The 20,237-nt window shown below is 62.6% G+C and carries 20 protein-coding genes; 13 read left to right on the top strand and 7 right to left on the bottom strand.

Going from position 1 to position 20,237, the window contains the following annotated elements; genetic code table 11:
• Positions 1 to 11 precede the first annotated feature (11 nt).
• Positions 12 to 929, bottom strand: coding sequence for a 2-dehydro-3-deoxygalactonokinase (locus HJC00_RS00715; protein ID WP_221163516.1), 918 nt, complete (start codon positions 927 to 929; stop codon positions 12 to 14).
• Positions 929 to 1,726: an SDR family NAD(P)-dependent oxidoreductase gene (locus HJC00_RS00710; protein ID WP_210629010.1), complete on the bottom strand. Its 798-nt coding sequence runs from the start codon at positions 1,724 to 1,726 to the stop codon at positions 929 to 931. The genes HJC00_RS00715 and HJC00_RS00710 overlap by 1 nt, the downstream gene beginning before the upstream one ends.
• Positions 1,727 to 1,829: 103 nt before the next feature.
• Between HJC00_RS00710 and HJC00_RS00705 the strand changes: the two genes are divergently transcribed.
• The 11 genes from HJC00_RS00705 to HJC00_RS00655 all read left to right on the top strand — a co-directional run bounded on the left by HJC00_RS00705 (position 1,830) and on the right by HJC00_RS00655 (position 13,213).
• Positions 1,830 to 2,624 carry an IclR family transcriptional regulator gene (locus HJC00_RS00705; protein ID WP_210629009.1) on the top strand — a complete coding sequence of 265 codons (795 nt, stop codon included), beginning with the start codon at positions 1,830 to 1,832 and terminating at the stop codon, positions 2,622 to 2,624.
• Positions 2,625 to 2,878: 254 nt separating this feature from the next.
• Positions 2,879 to 3,613: a LuxR family transcriptional regulator gene (locus tag HJC00_RS00700; RefSeq protein WP_210629008.1), complete on the top strand. Its 735-nt coding sequence runs from the start codon at positions 2,879 to 2,881 to the stop codon at positions 3,611 to 3,613.
• Between the two features lie 615 nt (positions 3,614 to 4,228).
• Entirely contained in the window at positions 4,229 to 5,413 is a 1,185-nt protein-coding gene (locus HJC00_RS00695; RefSeq protein ID WP_210629007.1) for an Mrp/NBP35 family ATP-binding protein, read from the top strand.
• A 448-nt stretch (positions 5,414 to 5,861) separates the two neighbouring features.
• Positions 5,862 to 6,839, top strand: a complete 978-nt coding sequence (locus HJC00_RS00690; protein ID WP_210629006.1) for a magnesium transporter CorA family protein — start codon at positions 5,862 to 5,864, stop codon at positions 6,837 to 6,839.
• An 18-nt stretch (positions 6,840 to 6,857) separates the two neighbouring features.
• The gene (locus HJC00_RS00685) at positions 6,858 to 8,759 is read left to right on the top strand and encodes a potassium transporter Kup (protein ID WP_210629005.1); all 1,902 of its coding nucleotides are present in this window, start codon (positions 6,858 to 6,860) and stop codon (positions 8,757 to 8,759) included.
• A gap of 323 nt (positions 8,760 to 9,082) precedes the next feature.
• Complete coding sequence (locus HJC00_RS00680; RefSeq protein WP_210629004.1) at positions 9,083 to 10,294, top strand: cell wall hydrolase; 1,212 nt, start codon at positions 9,083 to 9,085, stop codon at positions 10,292 to 10,294.
• A gap of 272 nt (positions 10,295 to 10,566) precedes the next feature.
• Positions 10,567 to 10,902 carry an AtpZ/AtpI family protein gene (locus tag HJC00_RS00675; RefSeq protein WP_210629003.1) on the top strand — a complete coding sequence of 112 codons (336 nt, stop codon included), beginning with the start codon at positions 10,567 to 10,569 and terminating at the stop codon, positions 10,900 to 10,902.
• Positions 10,903 to 10,965: 63 nt separating this feature from the next.
• Complete coding sequence (locus tag HJC00_RS00670; RefSeq protein ID WP_210629002.1) at positions 10,966 to 11,718, top strand: F0F1 ATP synthase subunit A; 753 nt, start codon at positions 10,966 to 10,968, stop codon at positions 11,716 to 11,718.
• Positions 11,719 to 11,786: 68 nt separating this feature from the next.
• Positions 11,787 to 12,014, top strand: coding sequence for a F0F1 ATP synthase subunit C (locus HJC00_RS00665; protein WP_003588243.1), 228 nt, complete (start codon positions 11,787 to 11,789; stop codon positions 12,012 to 12,014).
• Between the two features lie 77 nt (positions 12,015 to 12,091).
• The gene (locus HJC00_RS00660) at positions 12,092 to 12,715 is read left to right on the top strand and encodes a F0F1 ATP synthase subunit B (RefSeq protein ID WP_064800845.1); all 624 of its coding nucleotides are present in this window, start codon (positions 12,092 to 12,094) and stop codon (positions 12,713 to 12,715) included.
• 3 nt (positions 12,716 to 12,718) lie between these two features.
• A complete protein-coding gene (locus tag HJC00_RS00655; RefSeq protein WP_210629001.1) occupies positions 12,719 to 13,213 on the top strand; it encodes a F0F1 ATP synthase subunit B in 495 nt (164 codons plus the stop codon).
• 140 nt (positions 13,214 to 13,353) lie between these two features.
• On the opposite strand, the gene HJC00_RS00650 is transcribed toward HJC00_RS00655, so the two are convergent.
• Positions 13,354 to 14,043 (bottom strand): ribonuclease HII, encoded by a 690-nt coding sequence (locus HJC00_RS00650; RefSeq protein WP_210629000.1) that lies wholly within the window; start codon positions 14,041 to 14,043, stop codon positions 13,354 to 13,356.
• A gap of 166 nt (positions 14,044 to 14,209) precedes the next feature.
• Positions 14,210 to 15,367 carry a PA0069 family radical SAM protein gene (locus HJC00_RS00645; RefSeq protein WP_210628999.1) on the bottom strand — a complete coding sequence of 386 codons (1,158 nt, stop codon included), beginning with the start codon at positions 15,365 to 15,367 and terminating at the stop codon, positions 14,210 to 14,212.
• A 140-nt stretch (positions 15,368 to 15,507) separates the two neighbouring features.
• Here HJC00_RS00645 and HJC00_RS00640 point away from each other — a divergent pair, with 140 nt between their 5' ends.
• Both HJC00_RS00640 and HJC00_RS00635 read left to right on the top strand, forming a co-directional pair.
• Entirely contained in the window at positions 15,508 to 16,026 is a 519-nt protein-coding gene (locus HJC00_RS00640) for a glycosyltransferase family A protein (protein ID WP_210628998.1), read from the top strand.
• Between the two features lie 410 nt (positions 16,027 to 16,436).
• On the top strand, positions 16,437 to 16,772 hold the full coding sequence (locus HJC00_RS00635; RefSeq protein WP_210628997.1) for a hypothetical protein: 336 nt from the start codon (positions 16,437 to 16,439) through the stop codon (positions 16,770 to 16,772).
• A gap of 80 nt (positions 16,773 to 16,852) precedes the next feature.
• Here the strand turns inward: HJC00_RS00635 and moaB are convergent, their stop codons facing one another.
• Genes moaB through HJC00_RS00620 form a run of 3 tightly spaced genes read right to left on the bottom strand, consistent with a single transcriptional unit; the run spans position 16,853 to position 20,133 of the window.
• On the bottom strand, positions 16,853 to 17,404 hold the full coding sequence (gene moaB, locus HJC00_RS00630; protein ID WP_210628996.1) for a molybdenum cofactor biosynthesis protein B: 552 nt from the start codon (positions 17,402 to 17,404) through the stop codon (positions 16,853 to 16,855).
• Positions 17,404 to 18,288, bottom strand: coding sequence for a 4-(cytidine 5'-diphospho)-2-C-methyl-D-erythritol kinase (locus HJC00_RS00625; RefSeq protein WP_210628995.1), 885 nt, complete (start codon positions 18,286 to 18,288; stop codon positions 17,404 to 17,406). The genes moaB and HJC00_RS00625 overlap by 1 nt, the downstream gene beginning before the upstream one ends.
• 12 nt (positions 18,289 to 18,300) lie before the next feature.
• On the bottom strand, positions 18,301 to 20,133 hold the full coding sequence (locus HJC00_RS00620) for a tetratricopeptide repeat protein (RefSeq protein ID WP_210628994.1): 1,833 nt from the start codon (positions 20,131 to 20,133) through the stop codon (positions 18,301 to 18,303).
• Positions 20,134 to 20,237 lie beyond the last annotated feature (104 nt).

Below are 20,237 nucleotides of genomic sequence, written 5' to 3'. Positions count from 1 at the left end.
TGTCAGCTTTCTCAATTCGGCCAGATGGCTTCGGCGGCTGCCGATAGGCCGCGGCGCACGGCCGCATCGGCGTCGATGGCGGTGAAGGCAAGGGAGAGGATGTTGAAGGCCTGCTCGTAGAGCGCCTGCAGGCGTCCGGTGGCGACGAGGGTGATGCCAGTGCCGTTGGCGGCATCTTGCAGCGCGCCGGCAATTTCGAGGCCGATCAGCGTGCCGGAAAGCCGGGCCTGCGCGGCCGCGGCGGAGATCCCGTGCAGCAGCTGGCCGGAACGAGCGGTAAACAGCAGATTGGAGGCAAGTGCGGGATGCGCAAAGGCCGCCGATACGGCCGCCTCGAAGGCAGCCGCATCCGCCGGCTGTTGTTCGGCACCTGACACGGCATGCGACAGGATCGTGTTTTTGCTGATCGCGTCGAAAAGTTCGCCGGTCATGAAGGTCGAAAAGCCGGTGACCTTGCCGTCCACGACATGCACCCATTTCGAATGCGTGCCGGGCATGCAGACTGCCTGCGCCGCCGAATTCGCGCGACCGAGCGCGCCGAGGAGCTGGGTTTCCTCGCCGCGCATGACGTCGGGCCTCGCCACATCGCGCTGGGCAAGGCCCGGCAGGATGCGGATGTCGCGGCTTTCACCCGGCACGCGGACCGCCGCGGTGAGGATCGAGGCGAGCGGCGCCGGCACGTCGATATAGCCGGCTTCGACCCAGCCCTGCCTTGCGCCGGCCATGCCGCAGACGATGACAGGCAGGCTTTCCGGCGCTTCGATGGCGGCAAGATGTGCTGATAGCACCTGGGAAAAGCCGGTCTTTGCCGCGCTCGTCATGCCTTCGCCGCTGCGGCGTTCGGCAAGGATGCCGCCGTCCCTGCCGATCAGCCAGAGCCGGAAACTGCTGGTGCCCCAGTCCACCGCGACATAAGCGGGATTAGCCATTACAAAACGCCTCCGTCGACGATCAGGGACTGGGCGGTCATCGCCGCCGCGCAGTCGGATGCAAGAAACAGGCAGGGACCGACGATGGCTTCCGCCTTGAGCGGGAATTTCAGGCATTGCTGCTCGACCGAGCGTGCGATGCTTTCCTCGGTGAGCCAGAGCTGCATCTGCCGCTCGGTGACGATCATACCGGGCAGGATGCAGTTGACCCGGATATTTTCCGGCCCGAGCCGGCCGGCCATGCTCTTCGTCAGTCCGACAACTGCCGCTTTCGCTGCCGCATAGGCGGGAAATCCGCCCATGTTCAGCTTGAAGGCGATCGACGACATATTGACGATCGCGCCGCCGCCGGCCGACCGCATCGACGGCGCCACCGCCTGCGAGGTGAAGAACACGTGCCGCAGATTGACCGCCTGATTGTTGTCCCAGTAGGCCTCGGTCACAGCGTCGAATTCGTGGCGGTCATCCCAGGCGGCATTGTTGACGAGCACGCGGATCGGCCCGGATGTCTGAACGACGGCATCGACCGTGCGCCGGATCGCCTCGATGTCGCGCAGATCGGCATGGTAGAAGAGCACCGGATGCGCCGTTTCCCGCGACAGTCTTTCCGCGAGTTCCGTGCCGGTCGTCTCGGCAATGTCGATGAAGGCGACCTTGGCGCCTTGACGTGCGAAACCTTCGACGATCGCCGCGCCGATGCCGGATCCGCCGCCGGTCACGAGCACGACGCGATCCTTGAACTCGGGAAATTGTGCTGCCACCGCGCTCACCGTCTCCTCCGGTCTCTGGTGTTCCATTATTTGGAACTTGATTTGACTATGTGGAATTATCGGATTATGCTGGCCTTTCTGTCAAGGGCGCATGCTTGCAAGGGCGGACCGATTCAATGGCACATAGACAATGACTTCGAGCGACGGCATGGCCCAAGCGCGCGAGACCGGCACCCTCGGCAAATTGATGGTTCTCCTCGATCTCGTCACCCACGCGGATGCGCCATTGCGCTTCACCGATATCCTGGCGCTCGCCGGCCAGCCGCGCGGCACGCTGCATCGCCAGCTCAGCCACCTGGTGGAGGAGGGGTTGCTTGAGTTCGATGGCGACGGCCGTTATGCGCCGGGCCTGCGCCTGCTCGATTTTGCCGCGCGCAGCTGGGCGCGCAACGAATTCCGCCTGGTTGCCGAGCCGCACTTGAGCGAACTCCAGCAGGCGACCGGCGAGACGGTGCATCTCGGCGTTCTCCGGGGACAGTCGATCATCTATCTCGACAAGGTCGAAGGCCGTCAGCCGGTGCGCATGTATTCACAGATCGGCAATGCGTCGCCCTGCTACTGCACCGGCGTCGGCAAGGCTGCTCTTTCGCTGCTTCCGCCCGAAACTCTTGTCGATCTCCTCGCCGGCCTGAGCTTCACCCGCTTTACCGCCTCGACCCATGCTTCGGCCGAGACGCTTGCCGCCGAAGTCCGCGAGATTGCCGAACAGGGCTATGCTTTCGACCGCGAGGAGCATGAGGCCGGCATCCGCTGTGTCGCCGCACCCATCTGGTCGGAGGATCGAACCTTCATCGGCGGCATTTCGGTCACCGGCCCGGCCTATCGGCTGTCGATGGAACTTCTGCACCAGTGGGCCGTTCCCGTTCAGCGGGCGGCGAGAAAGATCATGGAAGGCATGCGTGTCCGTCTCGGCCCGCGCCGCTGACGGAACAGGCATCTACCGTACCATTGCTGGACGTGATTTGCGGAGCATGCTTATGACGAGCGCGATATCGAGCCCTAGCGAATCTGGACAACTACTGCGCGAAAATCTACAATCATGCAGCGGTCATGTGCCCAATGTTGAGCATATGGCACATTTTCCTCAAACCGAAGATTGTAATTTCCCGATACAATCCAACCATGCGGCGGCAGAATTCGCATGGAATTTTCCCGCTGTGTCGAAGATGAAGAAATGTGATGGCACCCTTGTCACAGGTATCCACTGAAGAAGACGACTATGTTCAGGAAATAGCTGGGCTGAAGACCCAGTTCGATATCTTCCGGTTCATGAAACGCGTGACGGAAGCGTATCGCAGCCGCGCCTTCATGGTTCTCAACCTGCCGCCGATCACCTCTATGGATCTTCAAGCCAGCACAGTGATCACCAGTTGGCCGGCCGAGCTTCTGGCGATTTACGACCAAGAGGGCTTGATGGTGAACAGCCCGGTTCTGAGGCGGTTGAGGACATCGACGCGGCCGTTCTTTTACGATATGTCGCGTGAGACCTGGTCGCGGGACGACGGCAAGTCCGCCCTGGTCACGGGGTTGTTCGAGCGTTTCAGGATGATGCGCGGCGCCTATTTCCCAACCCATGAGGCCTCCGGCCTGCGCGGCGCCGTCTCCTTCTCGGGCGATCGTGAACCCTTCAGCGCCGCCGAGATGCGCGAGCTTTGCTATATCGCCATCCATGTCTTCGACAGGCTTGCCGAAATCCGCAACCTCGATGCGCGCATGACGGACTCGCTGACCGACCGCGAGATCGACTGCCTCAACTGGACGGCGGCCGGCAAGACCAGCGCCGAAATCGCCGAAATCCTGGCGCTGTCCGAACATACGGTCAATCATTACCTCAACCGCGCCACCAAGAAGCTCGACACGGTCAACCGCACCCAGGCGGTCGCCAAGGCGCTGCGGATCGGCCTGATCAAATAAGTTGCAAAGATGGCGGCGCGCTGTGGCCGGCCGCTCAGTGCTTAGGCAAAACCGGGATGCTGCCCCGGCACTTCTCCGCGCTTTTCCGATTTTTTTCATCTGGCACGCTTTCTGCATCTTTGTTGCCAGAGGTCCAGAGGGGACTTTGATGACCAGCGCCAGGAAATGGCGCGGCCGACACACCGCTGTCCGACGCCGACGCCGCTTCTCTCCCGGCGTTCGGCGTCGGAGGCGGTTGTTGCCTTTCGGCACCGCTTCGTTCGCAGCTGTTCACGAATTCCTCTTCCTGATCACTTTTCTCTGGCCTTTTTTTCGGCTTGCGCTAGTTCGCCCCGCATTGCGCCGGTTCTCGGGGAGAGAGACCGTTGCGGCCATCAGGGCGAAAAGCCCGGCGGACTTGATGGCCGCAACGGATTCGCGGGGTCCCCGCCGGCGTTTTTCGAAGCCCGCGAATTGATTTTCCTCCCGATGATTTTGTTTGGCGAAGGCGGGCGGCTCCACTATCTCTACCGCATGATTTCATGCCTTGGCCGGAATCGGCTAGGACTAAAATCATGTGTGCGCAATGAAAGACGCGCGGCGCCGTAGTCTGCGAGAAGAAGCAATGAGGGTGGAATGACCGACGTCACGAAGGAACAGGTTCTCGAAACGCTGAAGACCGTGCGCGGACCGGATCTCGAACACGACATCGTCGCGCTCGGCATGGTCTCCGATGTCTTCATTTCCGACGGCAAGGTCTATTTCTCCATCACTGTTCCGGCCGAGCGCGCCAAGGAGCTGGAGCCGATGCGGCTTGCCGCCGAGCGCGTCATCAAGGAGATGCCGGGTGTCAAAGGTGCGCTCGTCACGCTGACCGCGGACAGAAAGGCGGCGTCCGCCGCGCCCGCCGCCCGGCCCGTGCCGAATCCGCCTCACGGTCACGCCGGTCATGATCATGGGGGCCACGATCACGGGCACCACGCGCATGCGCCGCAGCAGCCGCCGCCCCGCGCCGGCAAGATCGGCGTCCCCGGCATCGGCGCCATTATTGCCGTCGCCTCCGGCAAGGGCGGGGTCGGCAAGTCGACCACCGCCGTCAACCTGGCGCTCGGCCTGCTCGCCAATGGTCTCCGGGTCGGCATTCTCGATGCCGATATCTACGGCCCCTCCATGCCGCGGCTCTTGAAGATCTCCGGCCGCCCGACGCAGATCGATGGCCGCATCATCAATCCGATGGAGAATTACGGCCTCAAGGTCATGTCGATGGGTTTCCTCGTCGACGAGGAGACGGCGATGATCTGGCGCGGGCCGATGGTCCAGTCGGCCCTGATGCAGATGCTGCGCGAAGTGGCATGGGGCGAGCTCGACGTCCTCGTCGTCGACATGCCGCCCGGCACCGGCGATGCGCAATTGACGATGGCCCAGCAGGTGCCGCTTGCCGGCGCCGTCATCGTTTCCACGCCTCAGGATCTCGCCCTGATCGATGCCCGCAAGGGCCTCAACATGTTCCGCAAGGTCGAGGTGCCGGTGCTCGGCATCGTCGAAAACATGAGCTATTTCATCGCGCCCGACACCGGCACCCGCTACGACATCTTCGGCCACGGCGGCGCCCGCAAGGAGGCTGAGCGCATCGGCGTGCCCTTCCTCGGCGAGGTGCCGCTGACGATGAACATCCGCGAAACCTCCGACGCCGGCACGCCGCTGGTCGCCTCCGATCCGAACGGCGTCGTCGCCGGCATCTATCGCGGCATCGCCGCCAAGGTGTGGCAGCAGCTCGGCGGCCAACCCCAGCGGCCGGCGCCGGCGATCGTCTTCGAATGACGTCTCCGGCTATGGGCACGACTTCCGGGCCAGGGCGCGGATGACAGCAAAGCGCTGAACCGCCGAATCACCGTTGCGATCACTCCGAATTGTGCGGGAAACGTGGTGAAAAGGCGCACTTCACGGAAGATGTCTTGATTATTTCACGGCTTTGCTTCATATGCCGCGGCGCCATGATGGCGTTGCTGCAGATGCTCATGACGGCCGTCTTCGTTTCGAAGGTCCGGCCCGCCTGCAAGGTCGAAGGATGGGTACTGCGATGCGGTTGAGCACAATGGGCATGCTGGCTTCAAGGCCGGATGCAGCCGGAGTTGTATGAACTTTCTTGATCCGCTTCCGTTTGGACCTGGAACGAGCCACCCTCGCATTGCCGCGATGGCGGACGGATGGAAAGGCTTGCAATGAAGATGATGACCACGAAGTGGCGTGAGCATCGGAGACGCTGCCGGTGATCACCGCTTATTGTTCTAATTGCAGATCGGTCGAGATCCGCGATCTCTCGCAGACGGCATCCGTTCCCCAGGATATCGTCTGGATCGACATGATCGAGCCGAGCCGCGAGGAGGAGCTTTATGTCGAAAAGGTCCTCGGTATCGGAGTTCCGACCCGCGACGATCTGAAGGACATCGAACCGTCGGCTCGCCTTTATATCGAGAACGACGCCGTCTTCATGACCGCTTCGCTGGTCTGGAAGGCGGATACCGACGCGCCGACGCTGACCGATGTCGCCTTCATCCTGGCCGGAAACCGTCTGGTCACCATCCGATACGCCCAACCTAAATCCTTTGCGCTGTTCATCGCCGCCCTGCACCGGCTGCCGGAAAACTGGCGCAGCGGTGCGGCCCTTCTCGCCAAGCTCCTGGAGACGATCGTCGACCGGACCGCCGAAATCCTGGAAACCTCGGTCTCGCGCATTGACATCCTGTCGACGCACGTCTTCGGCGACCGGGCTAAAAAGGTCCGTAAGCCGTCGAATTACCTTGAGGAAAAGCTGCGCGATATTGCCGGCCATCATCGTATGATCAGCAAGCTACGCGACAGCCTCGGCTCGCTTTCCCGGCTAATGACATTCTTTCACACCATCCCGGCGATCCAGCAGGACCGCGAGGCGAAGGAACTCTGCCGCACCGTGTCGCGCGATATCCAGTCGCTGTCGGAGCATGCCTCCTTCATCGCTGCCAACATCACCTTCCTGCTCGACGCCTCGCTCGGTCTGATCAACATCGAGCAGAACTCGATCATCAAGATTTTCTCGATCGCCTCGGTCGTGTTCCTGCCGCCGACATTGGTCGCCTCGATCTATGGCATGAATTTTCATGTCATGCCCGAGCTGGCCTGGACGGCGGGTTATCCCTATTCGCTGACTTTGATGGTAATATCGGCCGTCATCCCCTTTTTCTTCTTTCGCTGGAAAGGCTGGCTCTGAGGAGCCTGTTGAAATTTCATGTCCGAAGAGAGCCATCCTCCGCACGAACGCCATATGACGCCGCGCAAGCTGTTCTATCTCGCGCTCGGTTCCGTCGGTGTCGTCTACGGCGATATCGGCACAAGCCCGCTCTACGCGTTTCGGGAAGCGCTGAAGCCCGTCGCCCATGACGGTGTCACCCGTTTCGAGGTCATTAGTCTGATTTCGCTGATGATCTGGGCGCTGACCATCATCGTCACCATCAAATACGTTCTCTTCCTGCTGCGCGCCGACAACGACGGGGAGGGCGGCACGCTGTCGCTGCTCGCCCTTCTGATGAAGACCGCCAACGGCCATACCGCACTGCTGATGCTGCTCGGACTGATGGGCGCTGCCCTGTTCCTCGGCGATGCGATGATCACGCCGGCGCTTTCGGTGCTGTCGGCCGTAGAGGGTCTGAAACTCGTCACGCCCAGCCTGGCGGACTATATCGTGCCCATCTCGGTGGTGATCCTGGCGCTGCTCTTTGTCGTGCAATCGCGCGGCACCGGTGCCGTCGCCAAGTTCTTCGGGCCGATCACCGCCGTCTGGTTCCTCGTCATGGCCGCCGCCGGCATTTCCCACATCTCCGACGATTTCGGCATCCTCGCCGCCTTCAACCCCTATTATGCCGTCAGTTTCCTGCTGCATGAGGGTTTTTACGGCGTCGTCGTTCTCGGTGCGGTCTTCCTGACGGTGACGGGCGCCGAGGCGCTTTATGCCGATCTCGGCCATTTCGGCCGCCGCCCGATTCAGTGGGCTTGGTTCCTGCTGGTCTTCCCGGCGCTGACGCTGAACTATCTCGGGCAGGGCGCACTCGTGCTCGGCAAGCCGGAGACGATGTCCGATCCCTTCTATCTGATGTATCCGCAATGGGCGCTGCTGCCGGTCGTCATCCTCGCCACCGCCGCAACAATCATCGCCAGCCAGGCCGTCATAACCGGCGCCTTTTCGCTGGTGCGCCAGGGCATCAACCTCGGCTTCCTGCCGCGCATGGAAATCCTATTCACTTCGGAAACCAACACGGGACAGATCTTCTTGCCGTCGGTCAACGCCGTGCTGTTCTTTGGCGTCATCTTCCTGGTGCTGAGCTTCAAGACGTCGGACGCATTGGCGACCGCCTACGGCATCTCCGTCACCGGCGCCATGGTCGTCACCTCGATCATGGCCTTCGAATTCGTCCGCGCCCGCTGGAATTGGTCGCTGCCGGTTGCGGTGATCGCGCTCGCGCCGCTCGTCGTCCTCGAAATGATCTTCCTCGGCGCCAACCTTCTGAAGATCCACGATGGCGGCTATATCCCGATCCTGATCGCCACCGCCTTTACCGTGGTCATGTGGACCTGGCGCCGCGGCACCGCGATCCTGATGGAAAAGACCCGGCACACCGATATTCCGCTCGCTTCCTTCGTCAGTTCGATCGAGCGCAAGAGCGAGCATTCGCCGGCGCAGGTTCCGGGCACGGCGATCTTCCTGACCAGCGATCCGGAATCGGCCCCCGCCGCCCTGCTGCACAATCTCAAGCACAACCACGTGCTTCACGACCGCAACGTCATCCTGACGATCCGCACCGTCAACAAGCCGCGCGTACCGAGCCACGACCGCTACAAGGTCGAGCCGATTTCCGAACGGTTCTCGCGCGTCGAGCTGCTCTTCGGCTTCATGGAATCGCAGAACGTCTCGCAGGCGCTGGCGACGCTGCGCAAGACCGGACTGAAGTTCGACATCATGTCGACCTCCTTCTATCTCGGCCGCCGCAAACTGGTGCCGGATGCCAAGTCGGGCATGCCCCACTGGCAGGACCGTCTTTACATTGCGCTGGCCAACGCCGCCGCCAACCCCTCGGATTACTTCCGTCTGCCGGCCAACCGCGTCGTGGAGCTGGGCTCGCACGTTATTATTTGATGGGTGCGGACGAGATTGCTGACGGGAGTGACCGCGCTTTGAACGGCCCTTCCGCCATCTCAACCTCCGGCATGCTCGGCCTTGAGCCGAGCATCCACACTGGACCTGCCAGCAGCGGCACGGGTCCTCGGCTCAAGGCCGAGGACAACGGAGATTGGGGATGCGTTCCCGTCCAACTCGCTCTGCAGAGCTATAAGGCCAGAAGGAGCGCAGCGGCTCTGGATGGACGAAACTATCCGCCACATTAGAATATCCAAAGGCGCTCATAGTCACTTTCCGGCACACCCCGTTAACCGGACGTCAAGGTTAATGAGTGATTTTCGATGGCATGTTCCCGCGTTCCATGCACGGAGTTCGTGTTGCGTCGAAAGAGCCCTTCCCGTAGCAAGCTGCGTCTTCTTCCCGAGAACTGGGTGTCGCCCGTTATCTTCGGGCTTGCCGGCTGGCTGATCTTCCCGAGCGTTGCTTCCCACGCCGATCTCGCCACCATGCTCGCCGGTCTCGATCGTGAGGGGGAGAGCTGGCGCATGGTGCTGACCAATTCGCCGGCCGGCTCCATCCATCAGGCCGAGCTCGCCTTCGCCGGTCCGGCAGCGACCGGCTCGATCGCCTCAGGCGCCGGCATGGTGCTGCCCGATGGCCGCAAGGTGGCTTTTACGGCCAAGGACAAGGGTCACGAGGACACGCCGGACGAGGATCGCGTCATTCGCGGCACGAAGAAAGGCCGCGTCGTCGCCGTCGAGAAGATGCAGCCGCCGAAGGATTTTTCCGCCGGCTCCATTCTCGAGCGCACCAAGATGCTGTTCACCCCGAACTTCGATCTCAAGGACAGGTCGGCTTTCGTCAGGCCGAAGATCCAGGGCAGGGAAATCGAGATCGCCACCTCTTTTTATAAGAAGCAGCCGGTGATGCCGGAGGTCGGCGTGCCGGCGATGCTCGCAAGCCTTGTCACCAGCAACAAGGCCGACGTGCTGGCCACCGCCTATGCGCCGGCGGCACCGGATTACGCCCGCCAGTCGCCCTTCGATTCGATCTTGACCGAACCCGACAGCGGCCGCTTCGTCCCCCAGATCGGTCCGGGCGATCACGCCTGGGCCGCAAGCGTGCTGCCGCCGAGCGTCTTTTCCGCCCGCGAGCAGCAGTGCCTTGCCTCCGGCATCTATTTCGAGGCGCGCGGGGAATCGGTGAAGGGCCAAGCGGCCGTCGCTCAGGTTATCCTCAACCGCGTTCGAAACCCCGCCTATCCCAAGAGCATTTGCGGCGTCGTCTACCAGAACGAGGATTGGCGCAACCGCTGCCAGTTTTCCTTCGCCTGCGACGCCATCAGGGACCGGGTGAATTCGCAATATCACTGGCGGGTGGCCCGCGACGTGGCCATGGCAGTGACATCAGGCAAGATCTGGCTGCCGCAGGTAGGTTCGGCAACACACTACCATGCCGTCTATGTCAGGCCGAAATGGGCAAAGACCATGGAGAAGGTCGGCCGCATCGGTCTCCACGTCTTCTATCGCACCTATGGTGGCGGCTGGAGCTGAGATAAAGCGCTGGGGCCAGGCCGATTTTTCGCCCCCAAAAGCGGATTCTTTCCGTCGAATTTGCGCGCTCGGCCGGAAATCGACTTATCCCTTTGATTTCACGAATTTATTTTCTGGCTGGACAGAAGCCGTCTACGCCTTGACTATACCAAGCCCTAAAACTATGTTGCGCGCGACTTCAGAACGGGCCGGAAGGGTCTCAACCTTCGCGTCCGGGGTCCGAATGACCGGGGTAGCGGGAGTGCGGGCGACGGGCAGGCGAGGAGAGATCCATGGCGGATGACCGCGAGGAAAGTCTTGAGAAGCGCCGTGCGCAACTGGGAGCGGAACTCGCGACCAAGCGCGCTGAGGCGGGAGTGGAACAAGCAAGCGAGGCCCAAGCCGAGGTAAGCCGCAAAGGTTATGCCCAGGCGATGAAGCTCTCCAGCGAGTTCATTGCCGCAATCGTCGTCGGTGCCGTCCTTGGCTATCTTCTCGACCGTTTTGTTGGCACGGCGCCTTGGGGGTTGATTGTTCTTCTGCTTCTCGGATTCTGTGCTGGCGTTTTGAACGTGCTGCGTTCTGCGGGGGTGGTGGCCCACCCTCTGGACAAGGACGATAAGAAATAGAGGGCCGGTCCCGGTCCAGTGCAATGACCCCGCGTCCTGCGGGCCAAAGAGAGAGAACAAGCGGTGTCTAGCGATCCGACTCATCAGTTCCTGATCCAGAAGATTGTCCCGATCGAAATCGGCGGAATTGATTTTTCGTTCACCAACGCATCGCTCTTCATGGTCGCTTCGGCAGCGGTTGCCGCCGGCTTTCTTTATTTCTCGACCTCGAACCGCGCCATCGTGCCGGGTCGCTCGCAGTCGGTCGCGGAAATGTCCTATGAATTCATCGCCAACATGCTGAAGGAAGGCGCGGGCAAGCAGGGAATGAAGTTCTTCCCGCTGGTCTTCTCGCTATTCATGTTCGTGCTGACAGCGAACCTGCTCGGCATGTTCCCCTATTTCTTCACGATCACCAGCCAGATCATCGTCACCTTCGCGCTGGCGATCCTCGTCATCGGTACGGTGCTCGCCTACGGTTTCTATAAGCACGGCTTCCACTTCCTGAATGTCTTCGTGCCCTCGGGCGTGCCGGGCATATTGCTGCCGTTGGTCGTCGCGATCGAAATCATTTCCTTCCTGTCCCGTCCGATTTCGCTGTCCGTTCGTCTTTTCGCCAACATGCTCGCCGGTCACATCACGCTGAAGGTGTTCGCAGGCTTTGTCGCCTCGCTTGGAACCCTTGGTGCCGTCGGTATCGGCGGCGCCGTTCTTCCCCTCATCATGACCGTCGCCCTGACCGGTCTCGAGTTCCTCGTCGCCTTCCTTCAGGCTTACGTCTTCGCGGTGCTGACTTGCATGTACCTCAACGACGCAATCCATCCGGGCGGGCACTAAGGATAACGACAACGACGTCTCCAGGGCGTCAGTCATTCGCCGCAACAACCATTTCAAAGGAGTTCAACATGGAAGCGGAAGCAGCAAAGTTCATCGGTGCAGGCCTGGCTTGCTTTGGTATGGCCGGTACGGCTCTCGGCCTCGGCAATATCTTCGGCAGCTACCTCTCCGGCGCTCTGCGCAATCCGTCTGCCGCTGACAGCCAGTTCGGCCGTCTGGTATTCGGCTTCGCCGTTACGGAAGCTCTGGGCATCTTCTCGCTGCTCGTCGCTCTCCTCCTCCTCTTCGCTGTCTGATATCGGCGAATAGATGGATCACGGCCTGCGACCGCAAGCCGTGATCCTTTGCATTTGCAGTCCACCTGGAGGTGAGCATGTTTTTTGTGACCCCGGCTTACGCTGAAGAAGCACCGGCGGCAGCGACCGGCACGGATGCGCACGCCGCTCCGGCCGCAGGCGAGGTCCATACCGAGACCGGCGTTGCCGAAGGCGAACACGCCCGCGGCCCGTTCCCGCCTTTCGATTCGACGACCTACGCATCTCAGCTGCTCTGGCTGGTGATTACGTTCGGCGTCTTTTACCTCCTTATGCAAAAGGTCATCGCGCCGCGCATCGGGGCCATCCTCGATCAGCGCCACACGCGCATCTCCCAGGACCTGGAAGAAGCAGGCCGCCTGAAGGCGGAAGCCGACGCCGCCGTCCAGACCTATGAAGGCGAACTGGCCGCTGCCCGCGCCAAGTCCCACGCGATCGGCTCCGCCGCCCGCGACGCTGCCAAGGTCAAGGCCGAAGAGGATCGCCGGACCGTCGAGGCGAGCCTGTCGGAAAAGATCAAGGCTGCCGAAGCCCGTATCGCCGACATCAAGGCCAAGGCTTTCGCCGACGTCGGCACCATTGCCGAGGAAACGGCGGCCGCCGTCGTCGAACAGCTGATCGGCAGCACCGCTGCTCAGGCAGATGTCGCCGCCGCCGTCGCGGCAGCCAAGAAGGAGGCTTGATCGATGGATATTTTTCACCTCGACGCGACTTTCTTCGCCTTTGTCGGCCTCATCCTTTTCCTGGCGCTGGTCGTCTATCTCAAGGTTCCGGGCATGATGGCGCGCTCGCTCGACGACCGAGCCGACCAGATCCGCAATGAACTGGCTGAAGCCAAGCGCCTGCGCGAGGAAGCTCAGCATCTGCTCGCCGAATACCAGCGCAAGCGCAAGGAAGCGGAAGCGGAAGCCGCCCATATCGTTGCCGCAGCGGAGCGCGAAGCCGAGATGCTGACCGCCGAGGCGAAGAAGAAGACGGAAGAATTCGTTGCCAACCGCACGGCGCTCTCCGAGCAGAAGATCAAGCAGGCCGAGGCCGACGCGATGAAGGCGGTGCGTTCCGCCGCCGTCGACCTGGCGATCGCGGCCGCCGAGACGGTGCTCGCCAAGAAGGCCGACGGCAAGGTCCAGTCCGAGCTCTTCGGCAACGCCGTCGGACAGGTCAAGACGCGGCTCAACTGAGCGGTTCTGAATAGAATGAGAAAAAGGCCGGGCATGTCCTGGCCTTTTTCTTGTTGATAGCGCTTGTTTTTTTCCTGGCCGCGTGCGGAGCTGCAGTGCGGCGTCCCTGATCGGCAATTGCCGGCCCTTTCTTTTGCAGCCTATTCGGAAATCAACTCGTCCATCTCAGGACCGTCCTCGCCGTTGCGCAGCGGCCGAAAACTCATCCGGTGCAGTGAGCAGGGGCCGTGCTTCTCGATGCCGGCGCGGTGCTGCGCCGTGCCGTAGCCGGCATGCGCGGCAAAACCGTAATCGGGAAACACGTTATGCGCCCTCGCCATCATCCGGTCGCGCGTCACCTTGGCGACGATCGAGGCGGCGGCGATCGAGACCGAGCGGGCATCGCCCTTGACCACCGCCTGTCCGGGGCAATCGAGGCCAGGCGGCACGTCAAGCCCATCTGTCAGCACGTAGCTTGCGGGAATGGCGAGGCTGCAGATGGCGCGACGCATCGCGTCCAGGCTCGCCTTGCGAATGTCCGTCTCGTCGATGCGGGTCGAGCTGGAGGAGGCGATGGAAACCGTCGCGGTCGCCAGGATCTGCACGAAGAGTTCCTCGCGCCGCTGCGCCGAGAGCTGCTTGGAATCGTTGAGGCCCTCAGGGATGCGCTTCGGATCGAGAATGACCGCAGCGGCCACCACAGGCCCCGCCAGCGGCCCGCGGCCTGCCTCGTCGGCGCCGGCGACCGGCCAGTGACCGGCCTTGCGGGCTTTGAGCTCGAGCTTGAAATCCGGCACGAGAGGGACCGTGTCGAAAAGCAGGGGAGAATCGGGTGGCGTGCGACGTTTCATGCGGCTGAACCTCGCACGCCAACCCGATTTCCCGCAAGTCCCCGGATCAGGGCGGCGGCCGGGGACGGTCCGGCGGATGGTGGCGGTCAAGGCCATCCGCAGGAATTGCGCTCGGGGCTCGAAACAGGGCGGTTTTTCTGAGCAGCCGATGCGCAAGCTTAAAAAATCAGAGCAGCGACAACTGCACGCCGCTGCCATCCGGTGGCACGAACAGATCGTCGCGCAGCGGCACGCTGCGCCGCGTCAGCTCGAAGCGTTTCGCCGCCATTTCGAAACGCCGGGCGATCTGCCAGGCATAGGGGCCGGCACCCTTCATGCGCTTGCCGAATTCGGCGTCGTAATCCTTGCCGCCGCGCATCGAGCGCACCAGCGACATCACGTGCCGGTAACGATCGGGATAGTGCTGCAACAGCCAGTCGCGAAAGAGCGGGCTGACTTCGAGCGGCAGTCTGAGGATCACATAACTCGCCTCGGCGGCGCCGGCAGCCTTCGCCGATTCGAGAATGCGCTCGAGCTCGTGATCGTTCAGCGCCGGGATCAGCGGGGCGGCCATGACGGCAGTCTGGATGCCTGCCTCCGAGAGCGCATGAATGGTCTCCAGCCGTCGCGGCGGCGTGGCGGCGCGCGGCTCCATCGCCCGGGCAAGCTTGCGGTCGAGCGTGGTGACCGAGATGCCGACGCGCACCAGGTTCTTGCCGGCCATCTCCTGAAGAATGTCGAGATCGCGCAGGATCATCGCCGACTTGGTGACGATCGACACCGGATGGTTCGCCTTGTTCAGCACCTCGAGGATGCCGCGCATGATGCGCCATTCCTTCTCGATCGGCTGATAGGGGTCGGTATTGGTGCCGATCGCGATCACCCGCACCTTGTAGCCCGGCTTGGCGAGTTCCCGCTCTAGCAGCTTGGCCGCATCGGGCTTGGCGAAGAGCTTCGTCTCAAAATCGAGCCCCGCCGAAAGCCCCATATAGGCGTGCGTCGGCCGGGCGAAACAATAGATGCAGCCATGCTCGCAGCCGCGATAGGGATTGATCGAGCGGTCGAACGAAAGATCCGGAGATTCGTTGCGGGTAATCGCGGTGCGCGGCTTTTCGATCTGCACCTCGGTCCTGAACGGCGGCAGCTCTTCCAGCGTCTGCCAGCCGTCGTCGAACGTCTCCCGCTGCAGCGCTTCGAACCGCCCTGTCGGGTTCAGTCCCGCTCCGCGCCCGCGCCGCCGGTCGCCCTCGACCCTGAGACCGGACGACACGATCATCGCATCGGCAATATCTGCCGTATTGGCAGGCGCGAATGCGGCCTGCCCTGCCAGGGACTGCTCTCTCATCGGATTCTCCCGCAGCGAAAAGCCGTTGCCTCCGCCCGTTTGTGATGATTAAATTCCTATCGGCAAAACGAGAACAATGCAAGAACAAAATCAGGAAAAGGATGCTGGCAAAAAATTGTGCGGCGCATTATGAATAATCGATGTTGACGGTTGTTCTCGAATGCCAGGATCAGGAATCCGAACTGGCGCAGACCTTATCGGTATTGGTGGCAGGCGCGGTGGAAGGGCTCGTCAGCGATGTGATCGTGCTCGATCACGGCTCGCGCGACGGCACCTCGCGGGTCGCCGACGCCGCCGGCTGCCGTTTCCATTCACAATGGGATATCAAGGATATCGTTCGCTCGGCCCGAGGCGAATGGCTGCTCTTCGTCGAGCCGGGCGCCAGGCCGCAGGCCGGCTGGATCGATGAGATCGCCGAGTATGTGGCGCTGAACAAGACGCCGGCGCGCTTTACTGCGTCGCGCGGCTATCGACGCCCCTTCTTCCAGCGCGTCGCCCGCGCCCGGCCGCCGCTGGAGCTTGGGCTGTTGATGCCGAAGAACCAGGCGCTCGCCGCCGCCAGAAGCGGGATGCCTGTTGCCGACTTCGCCAAGGGCCAGAAGCCGCGCAAGCTCGCAAGTGAATTGATTCCTTCCTGGGTGGCGCGTGCCGCGCGGTAGAATGCCCATCCCTGCATCGATGCTGTCCGAAAAAGTGCCCCTCACCCTAACCTGCCCCTTGAAAACGGGGAGAGGGGACGTGCCCGGCGAGAGGTTGGTGGTGATGGCGAGGTTGCGGCATGGTTCCTTCGCTCCGTTTACGGGGTCCGAAGGACGTCGAGACCAGTGGCTCGACCCCGGTCGGTGGCGGCAGCCGGATGAGGGGCTGGTCTCGCCGCAAGCGCGCTTTGGTGATTGCTTCCCATCATCGCGCAAAGATGGCGCCCAATCGGATTTCGCGCTATAATTCGTCCATGGCGCCGCCGAAGCGCCGCGCTTCGCAACGGGTGCCGTGGAATGCCGGTGAACGGCAGAACAGGTCGGCGAAAAATCTCCTCTTCTGCCGGGTTCCCGGCGAAAGGAGGTGCGTCATGCCAGGCGGTAGTATCCACGGCGTACGCAGTATGATCTGCGGCCTGCTGGCCGTCATATTGCCGACATTGGTGATCGCGCATCCGCATTCGGCAGCATCGCAGACGATGCTCAGTTGCGCAGGTCGATCCGACGTCGTCAGTTTCCTCGACCAGAATTTCGGTGAGAAGCTCACCGCCGTCGGGCTGGTCAATCAGAACGCCGTTCTTGAGGTCTATGCCGCCAAAAGCGGCACCTGGACGCTCGTGGTCACGGATATCCACGGCATAAGCTGCATCTTGCTGTCGGGTGATGGCTGGGATTCGATGCCGGCTCTGCCGGGCATTGCCACATGACAAATGCCAGCGCGTCGGCGCCGAAAGTCTGAATCGGATTTTCGACGGCGCGACCGCGGCGCTGGAACGGCAGCTCCAGTCTATTTCTGCGCGCCGCGTTTCAGATGCTCGTCCAGGCGCGGCATGATCTCGACGAAATTGCACGGCATGCTGCGATAGTCGAGCTGTGCTTTCAGTATGCCGTCCCAGGCGTCCCGGCAGGCGCCGGGCGAGCCGGGCAGGGCGAAGATGAAGGTGGAGTTGGCAACACCCGCGGTGGCGCGCGACTGGATCGTCGCCGTGCCGATCTTATCGTAGGAAATACGGTGGAAGACGGCGGAAAAGCCGTCCATGCGCTTTTCGAACAGCGGCTCCACCGCCTCGGGCGTCACGTCTCGGCCGGTAAAACCGGTGCCGCCCGAGGTGATGATGACATCGATCTCCTCCCGCTCGGTCCAAGCTTTGACCTGGGTGGCGATTTTCTCCCGGTCGTCGGGCACGATCGCCCGCTCGACCAGCCTGTGGCCCGCCTCGGCAATCCGCGCCGCCAGCGTATCGCCGGACTTGTCCGTCTCCGGCGTGCGCGTATCCGAGACGGTGAGAACCGCAATGCCGACGGCGATGAAGGGCCGTTTTTCGTCCAAACCTGCCATCACATGCCTCCCGAAACCGTTTCCGTCGCCTGGAAATACCAGTCGGGCCGCGCCTCGTGAAGAGCCGCCGCCGCATCTCGCGCGGCGGCCATGTCGGCAAAGATCCCGAAGCAGGTAGCGCCGGAGCCGGACATACGGGCAAGAAGAGCGCCCTCGGTCCGCAGCATCGCCAAGATCGCCGCGATTTCGGGCACGGCCTCGCGCGCCGGTGGCTCCAGGTCGTTGCGAGCCGCGCCGATCGCCGCAAGCCAGCCTGCGGTCTGTGCGAGCGTCAGGGGTGAATTGTTCTTTGCCTTGAGCCGGCGGAAAACCTCCGGCGTCGAAACCCCCTTCAATGGGTTGGCAAGCACCATGGCGAAGGCCGGCAGATCGGGCACGGCTTCGATCTCCTCGCCGATGCCGCGGGCAATCAGCGGCCGGCTCTCGAGGCACATGGGCACGTCGGCGCCAAGCTTCAGCGCCAGCGCAGCCAGCGTCTCTATCGGCAATCCAGTGCCCCAGAGGCGCATCAGCCCCCGCAGTGTCGCCGCCGCGTCGGCCGAGCCGCCGCCGATGCCCGAGGCGACGGGCAGGTTCTTCTGGAGGTGGATATGAACGGGGAACGCAAGGGCGCCCACGACCTCGCGCAGGAGGTCGCGCGCTCTGATCACCAGGTTGGTGCCGCCGTCGTCGGCAAGCGTCTCGCCGAAACGGCCCGATAGGGTGAAGGCGTCAGCCTGCGCCGGCAGGAAGCCCAGCCGGTCGCCGCAATCTGCGAAGGTCACCAGCATATCGAGCAGGTGATAGCCGTCCGGCCGCTGGCCCGTTACATGCAGGGCGAGATTGATCTTCGCGCGCGCCTCTTCGGTGACGCCGAAAGCATTGGCCAAGCCCTGCTCAGGCATCGGTGGCGCCCGTCAGGACTTCTTGTCGACCGGCGGCGGCGTGACCGGCGCCGGATCCGGCTGCTTCTTGTCGGCCGCCTTGGCATCGTCGTTAGCGGGCAGGCCGTTTGCGACCTTTTCCTTGATCTTCGGAATTTCGGCCGCTTCAGGCTCGGAGGCGAGCGCCCGGTTCCACTGGTAGACGGCTTCGAGCTTGCGCCCGACGCGCCAGTAGGCATCGCCGAGATGGTCGTTGATCGTCGCGTCGCCGGCCTTGATCTGTGCCGCCCGCTCCAGCTCGTCGACGGCGTCGTCGAAGCGGTTGAGACGGAAATACGCCCAGCCGAGCGAATCGATGATGTAACCGTCGTCAGGGCGAAGATCGACGGCCTTCTTGATCATGGCGAGGCCTTCGTCGAGGTTCCGGTTCATGTCGATCCAGGAATAGCCGAGATAGTTCAGCACCTGCGGCTGGTCGGGGTTGAGCTCCAGAGCTTTGCGGAAGTTCGGTTCGGCCTGGTCCCACTTCTTCAGCCGCTCATAGGCGATGCCGCGCTGGAAGAAGACGCTCCAGTTGGCGCGGCCGGGAATTGGGCCGATCGCTTCGACCGCCTTGTCGTAATTGGCGGCCATCGCCTCGTAATCCTTGGCGTCGGAGAGCACGCTGCCATAGGCGAGGTAGCTGCGGATGTCCTTCGGGTCGGAGGCGATCAGCGCCTGCAGGTGCTTGCGTGCCTCGTCGACCTTGCCGCCCTGGGCAAGGGCGAGGCCGAGCTGCAGCTCGGAAATGCGCCGCATCGGTGAATTCTCCGGCACCTTCTTGTAGAGGGAGATGGCGCGGTCCATCTGGTTCTGCTTTTCGGCGATGCCGCCGAGCAGCACCAGCGTATCGGCGCTGTTGGGATCGAGCGCGTTGGCGGTCTGCAGGTAGAGCGAGACGATATCCTCGGCGCCGTCGCGGTTCAGCGCGCCGCCGACGGAGAAGAGCACGCCGGCGGCGCCTTCTTCGGCGGTCTTGACCTGCTGCTCCTGCTTCTCGCCCTTCTCGATACTGTCGCGCAGCGCATTCAGCGGCGCATAATTCGGCAGCAGGTTATCGCCGACGGACACGGCATCGAGCGCCTTCTGCTTGTTCCCCTGCGCCGCCTCCAGGCGGGCAAGCGCCATCACCGCACGCATGAACGTGTCGGGCGCCGTTGCCCCGCCTTCCTTGTCGAGCACGGCGTCGTTCAGATGCTGGCGGGCCGATTTCACGTCGCCGGTGACGACGGCGATCGCACCGGCATTGTAATTCTGGAAGATGCGGAACCAGTCCGGCCCCTTCATCTTCTCGACCATGGCGAGCGCTTCCTTGCCGCGGCCGGCGCCGACCCGGGCCCAGGCGAGCAGCAGGTCATTCATCATCCGGTCGAGATCGTTGGGCCCCTTATATTTCAGGATCGACTCGGCGGTCTTGTAGTCGTCGCGGCGCACGGCATCCATGCCGCGCACGATCGTGGTGATGCGCTCGACCGAGGGATCGCTCTTCAGATCATTGGCGTATTTGACGCCTTCCTTGATGTCGCCGTTGAGCAGCAGCGAGATCATCAGCCGCTGGCGAATCTCGGGATTGCCGGGCTCGATCTGCAGCGCCTTCTTGTAGAGCGCGATCGCCGTTTCGTAATCGTGATCGACATCGGCCGTGCGCGCGGCGAGGAAGGCGCCGGAGAAAGTGGTGACGCTATCGGCATCGAAGAAGCTCTCGGCCTTACCGGCATCGCCCGCCTTGGCCGCATCTTCGGCACTCGCGCCGGCAACGCCGCCGAGCGAAAGGACAGCCGCCAGGGCTGCGCTCGTAAGAAGACGGATGGCAATTCTCTGCCGCATTAGGAAACCTTTCTTCGAGAGCGTCCGGCCGCTGCCGGTCGCAAATCAGTCGTCATCACTGATTCATAACAGGATGGCTTTTTTGGAGCGACGCTGCAAGAAAA

It is taken from the genome of Rhizobium sp. NLR22b (assembly GCF_019685295.1).
GTDB lineage: Bacteria > Pseudomonadota > Alphaproteobacteria > Rhizobiales > Rhizobiaceae > Rhizobium.
This window is presented reverse-complemented; position numbering and strand designations above follow the sequence as displayed.

Excerpts from the sequence above, each read along its gene's own strand:
- HJC00_RS00715 (WP_221163516.1), bottom strand. The coding sequence starts at position 929 with ATGGCTAATCCCGCTTATGTCGCGGTGGACTGGGGCACCAGCAGTTTC.
- HJC00_RS00710 (WP_210629010.1), bottom strand. The coding sequence starts at position 1,726 with ATGGAACACCAGAGACCGGAGGAGACGGTGAGCGCGGTGGCAGCACAA.
- HJC00_RS00705 (WP_210629009.1), top strand. The coding sequence starts at position 1,830 with ATGACTTCGAGCGACGGCATGGCCCAAGCGCGCGAGACCGGCACCCTC.
- HJC00_RS00700 (WP_210629008.1), top strand. The coding sequence starts at position 2,879 with ATGGCACCCTTGTCACAGGTATCCACTGAAGAAGACGACTATGTTCAG.
- HJC00_RS00695 (WP_210629007.1), top strand. The coding sequence starts at position 4,229 with ATGACCGACGTCACGAAGGAACAGGTTCTCGAAACGCTGAAGACCGTG.
- HJC00_RS00685 (WP_210629005.1), top strand. The coding sequence starts at position 6,858 with ATGTCCGAAGAGAGCCATCCTCCGCACGAACGCCATATGACGCCGCGC.
- HJC00_RS00680 (WP_210629004.1), top strand. The coding sequence starts at position 9,083 with ATGGCATGTTCCCGCGTTCCATGCACGGAGTTCGTGTTGCGTCGAAAG.
- HJC00_RS00675 (WP_210629003.1), top strand. The coding sequence starts at position 10,567 with ATGGCGGATGACCGCGAGGAAAGTCTTGAGAAGCGCCGTGCGCAACTG.
- HJC00_RS00665 (WP_003588243.1), top strand. The coding sequence starts at position 11,787 with ATGGAAGCGGAAGCAGCAAAGTTCATCGGTGCAGGCCTGGCTTGCTTT.
- HJC00_RS00660 (WP_064800845.1), top strand. The coding sequence starts at position 12,092 with ATGTTTTTTGTGACCCCGGCTTACGCTGAAGAAGCACCGGCGGCAGCG.
- HJC00_RS00655 (WP_210629001.1), top strand. The coding sequence starts at position 12,719 with ATGGATATTTTTCACCTCGACGCGACTTTCTTCGCCTTTGTCGGCCTC.
- HJC00_RS00650 (WP_210629000.1), bottom strand. The coding sequence starts at position 14,043 with ATGAAACGTCGCACGCCACCCGATTCTCCCCTGCTTTTCGACACGGTC.
- HJC00_RS00645 (WP_210628999.1), bottom strand. The coding sequence starts at position 15,367 with ATGAGAGAGCAGTCCCTGGCAGGGCAGGCCGCATTCGCGCCTGCCAAT.
- HJC00_RS00640 (WP_210628998.1), top strand. The coding sequence starts at position 15,508 with ATGTTGACGGTTGTTCTCGAATGCCAGGATCAGGAATCCGAACTGGCG.
- HJC00_RS00635 (WP_210628997.1), top strand. The coding sequence starts at position 16,437 with ATGCCAGGCGGTAGTATCCACGGCGTACGCAGTATGATCTGCGGCCTG.
- moaB (WP_210628996.1), bottom strand. The coding sequence starts at position 17,404 with ATGGCAGGTTTGGACGAAAAACGGCCCTTCATCGCCGTCGGCATTGCG.
- HJC00_RS00625 (WP_210628995.1), bottom strand. The coding sequence starts at position 18,288 with ATGCCTGAGCAGGGCTTGGCCAATGCTTTCGGCGTCACCGAAGAGGCG.
- HJC00_RS00620 (WP_210628994.1), bottom strand. The coding sequence starts at position 20,133 with ATGCGGCAGAGAATTGCCATCCGTCTTCTTACGAGCGCAGCCCTGGCG.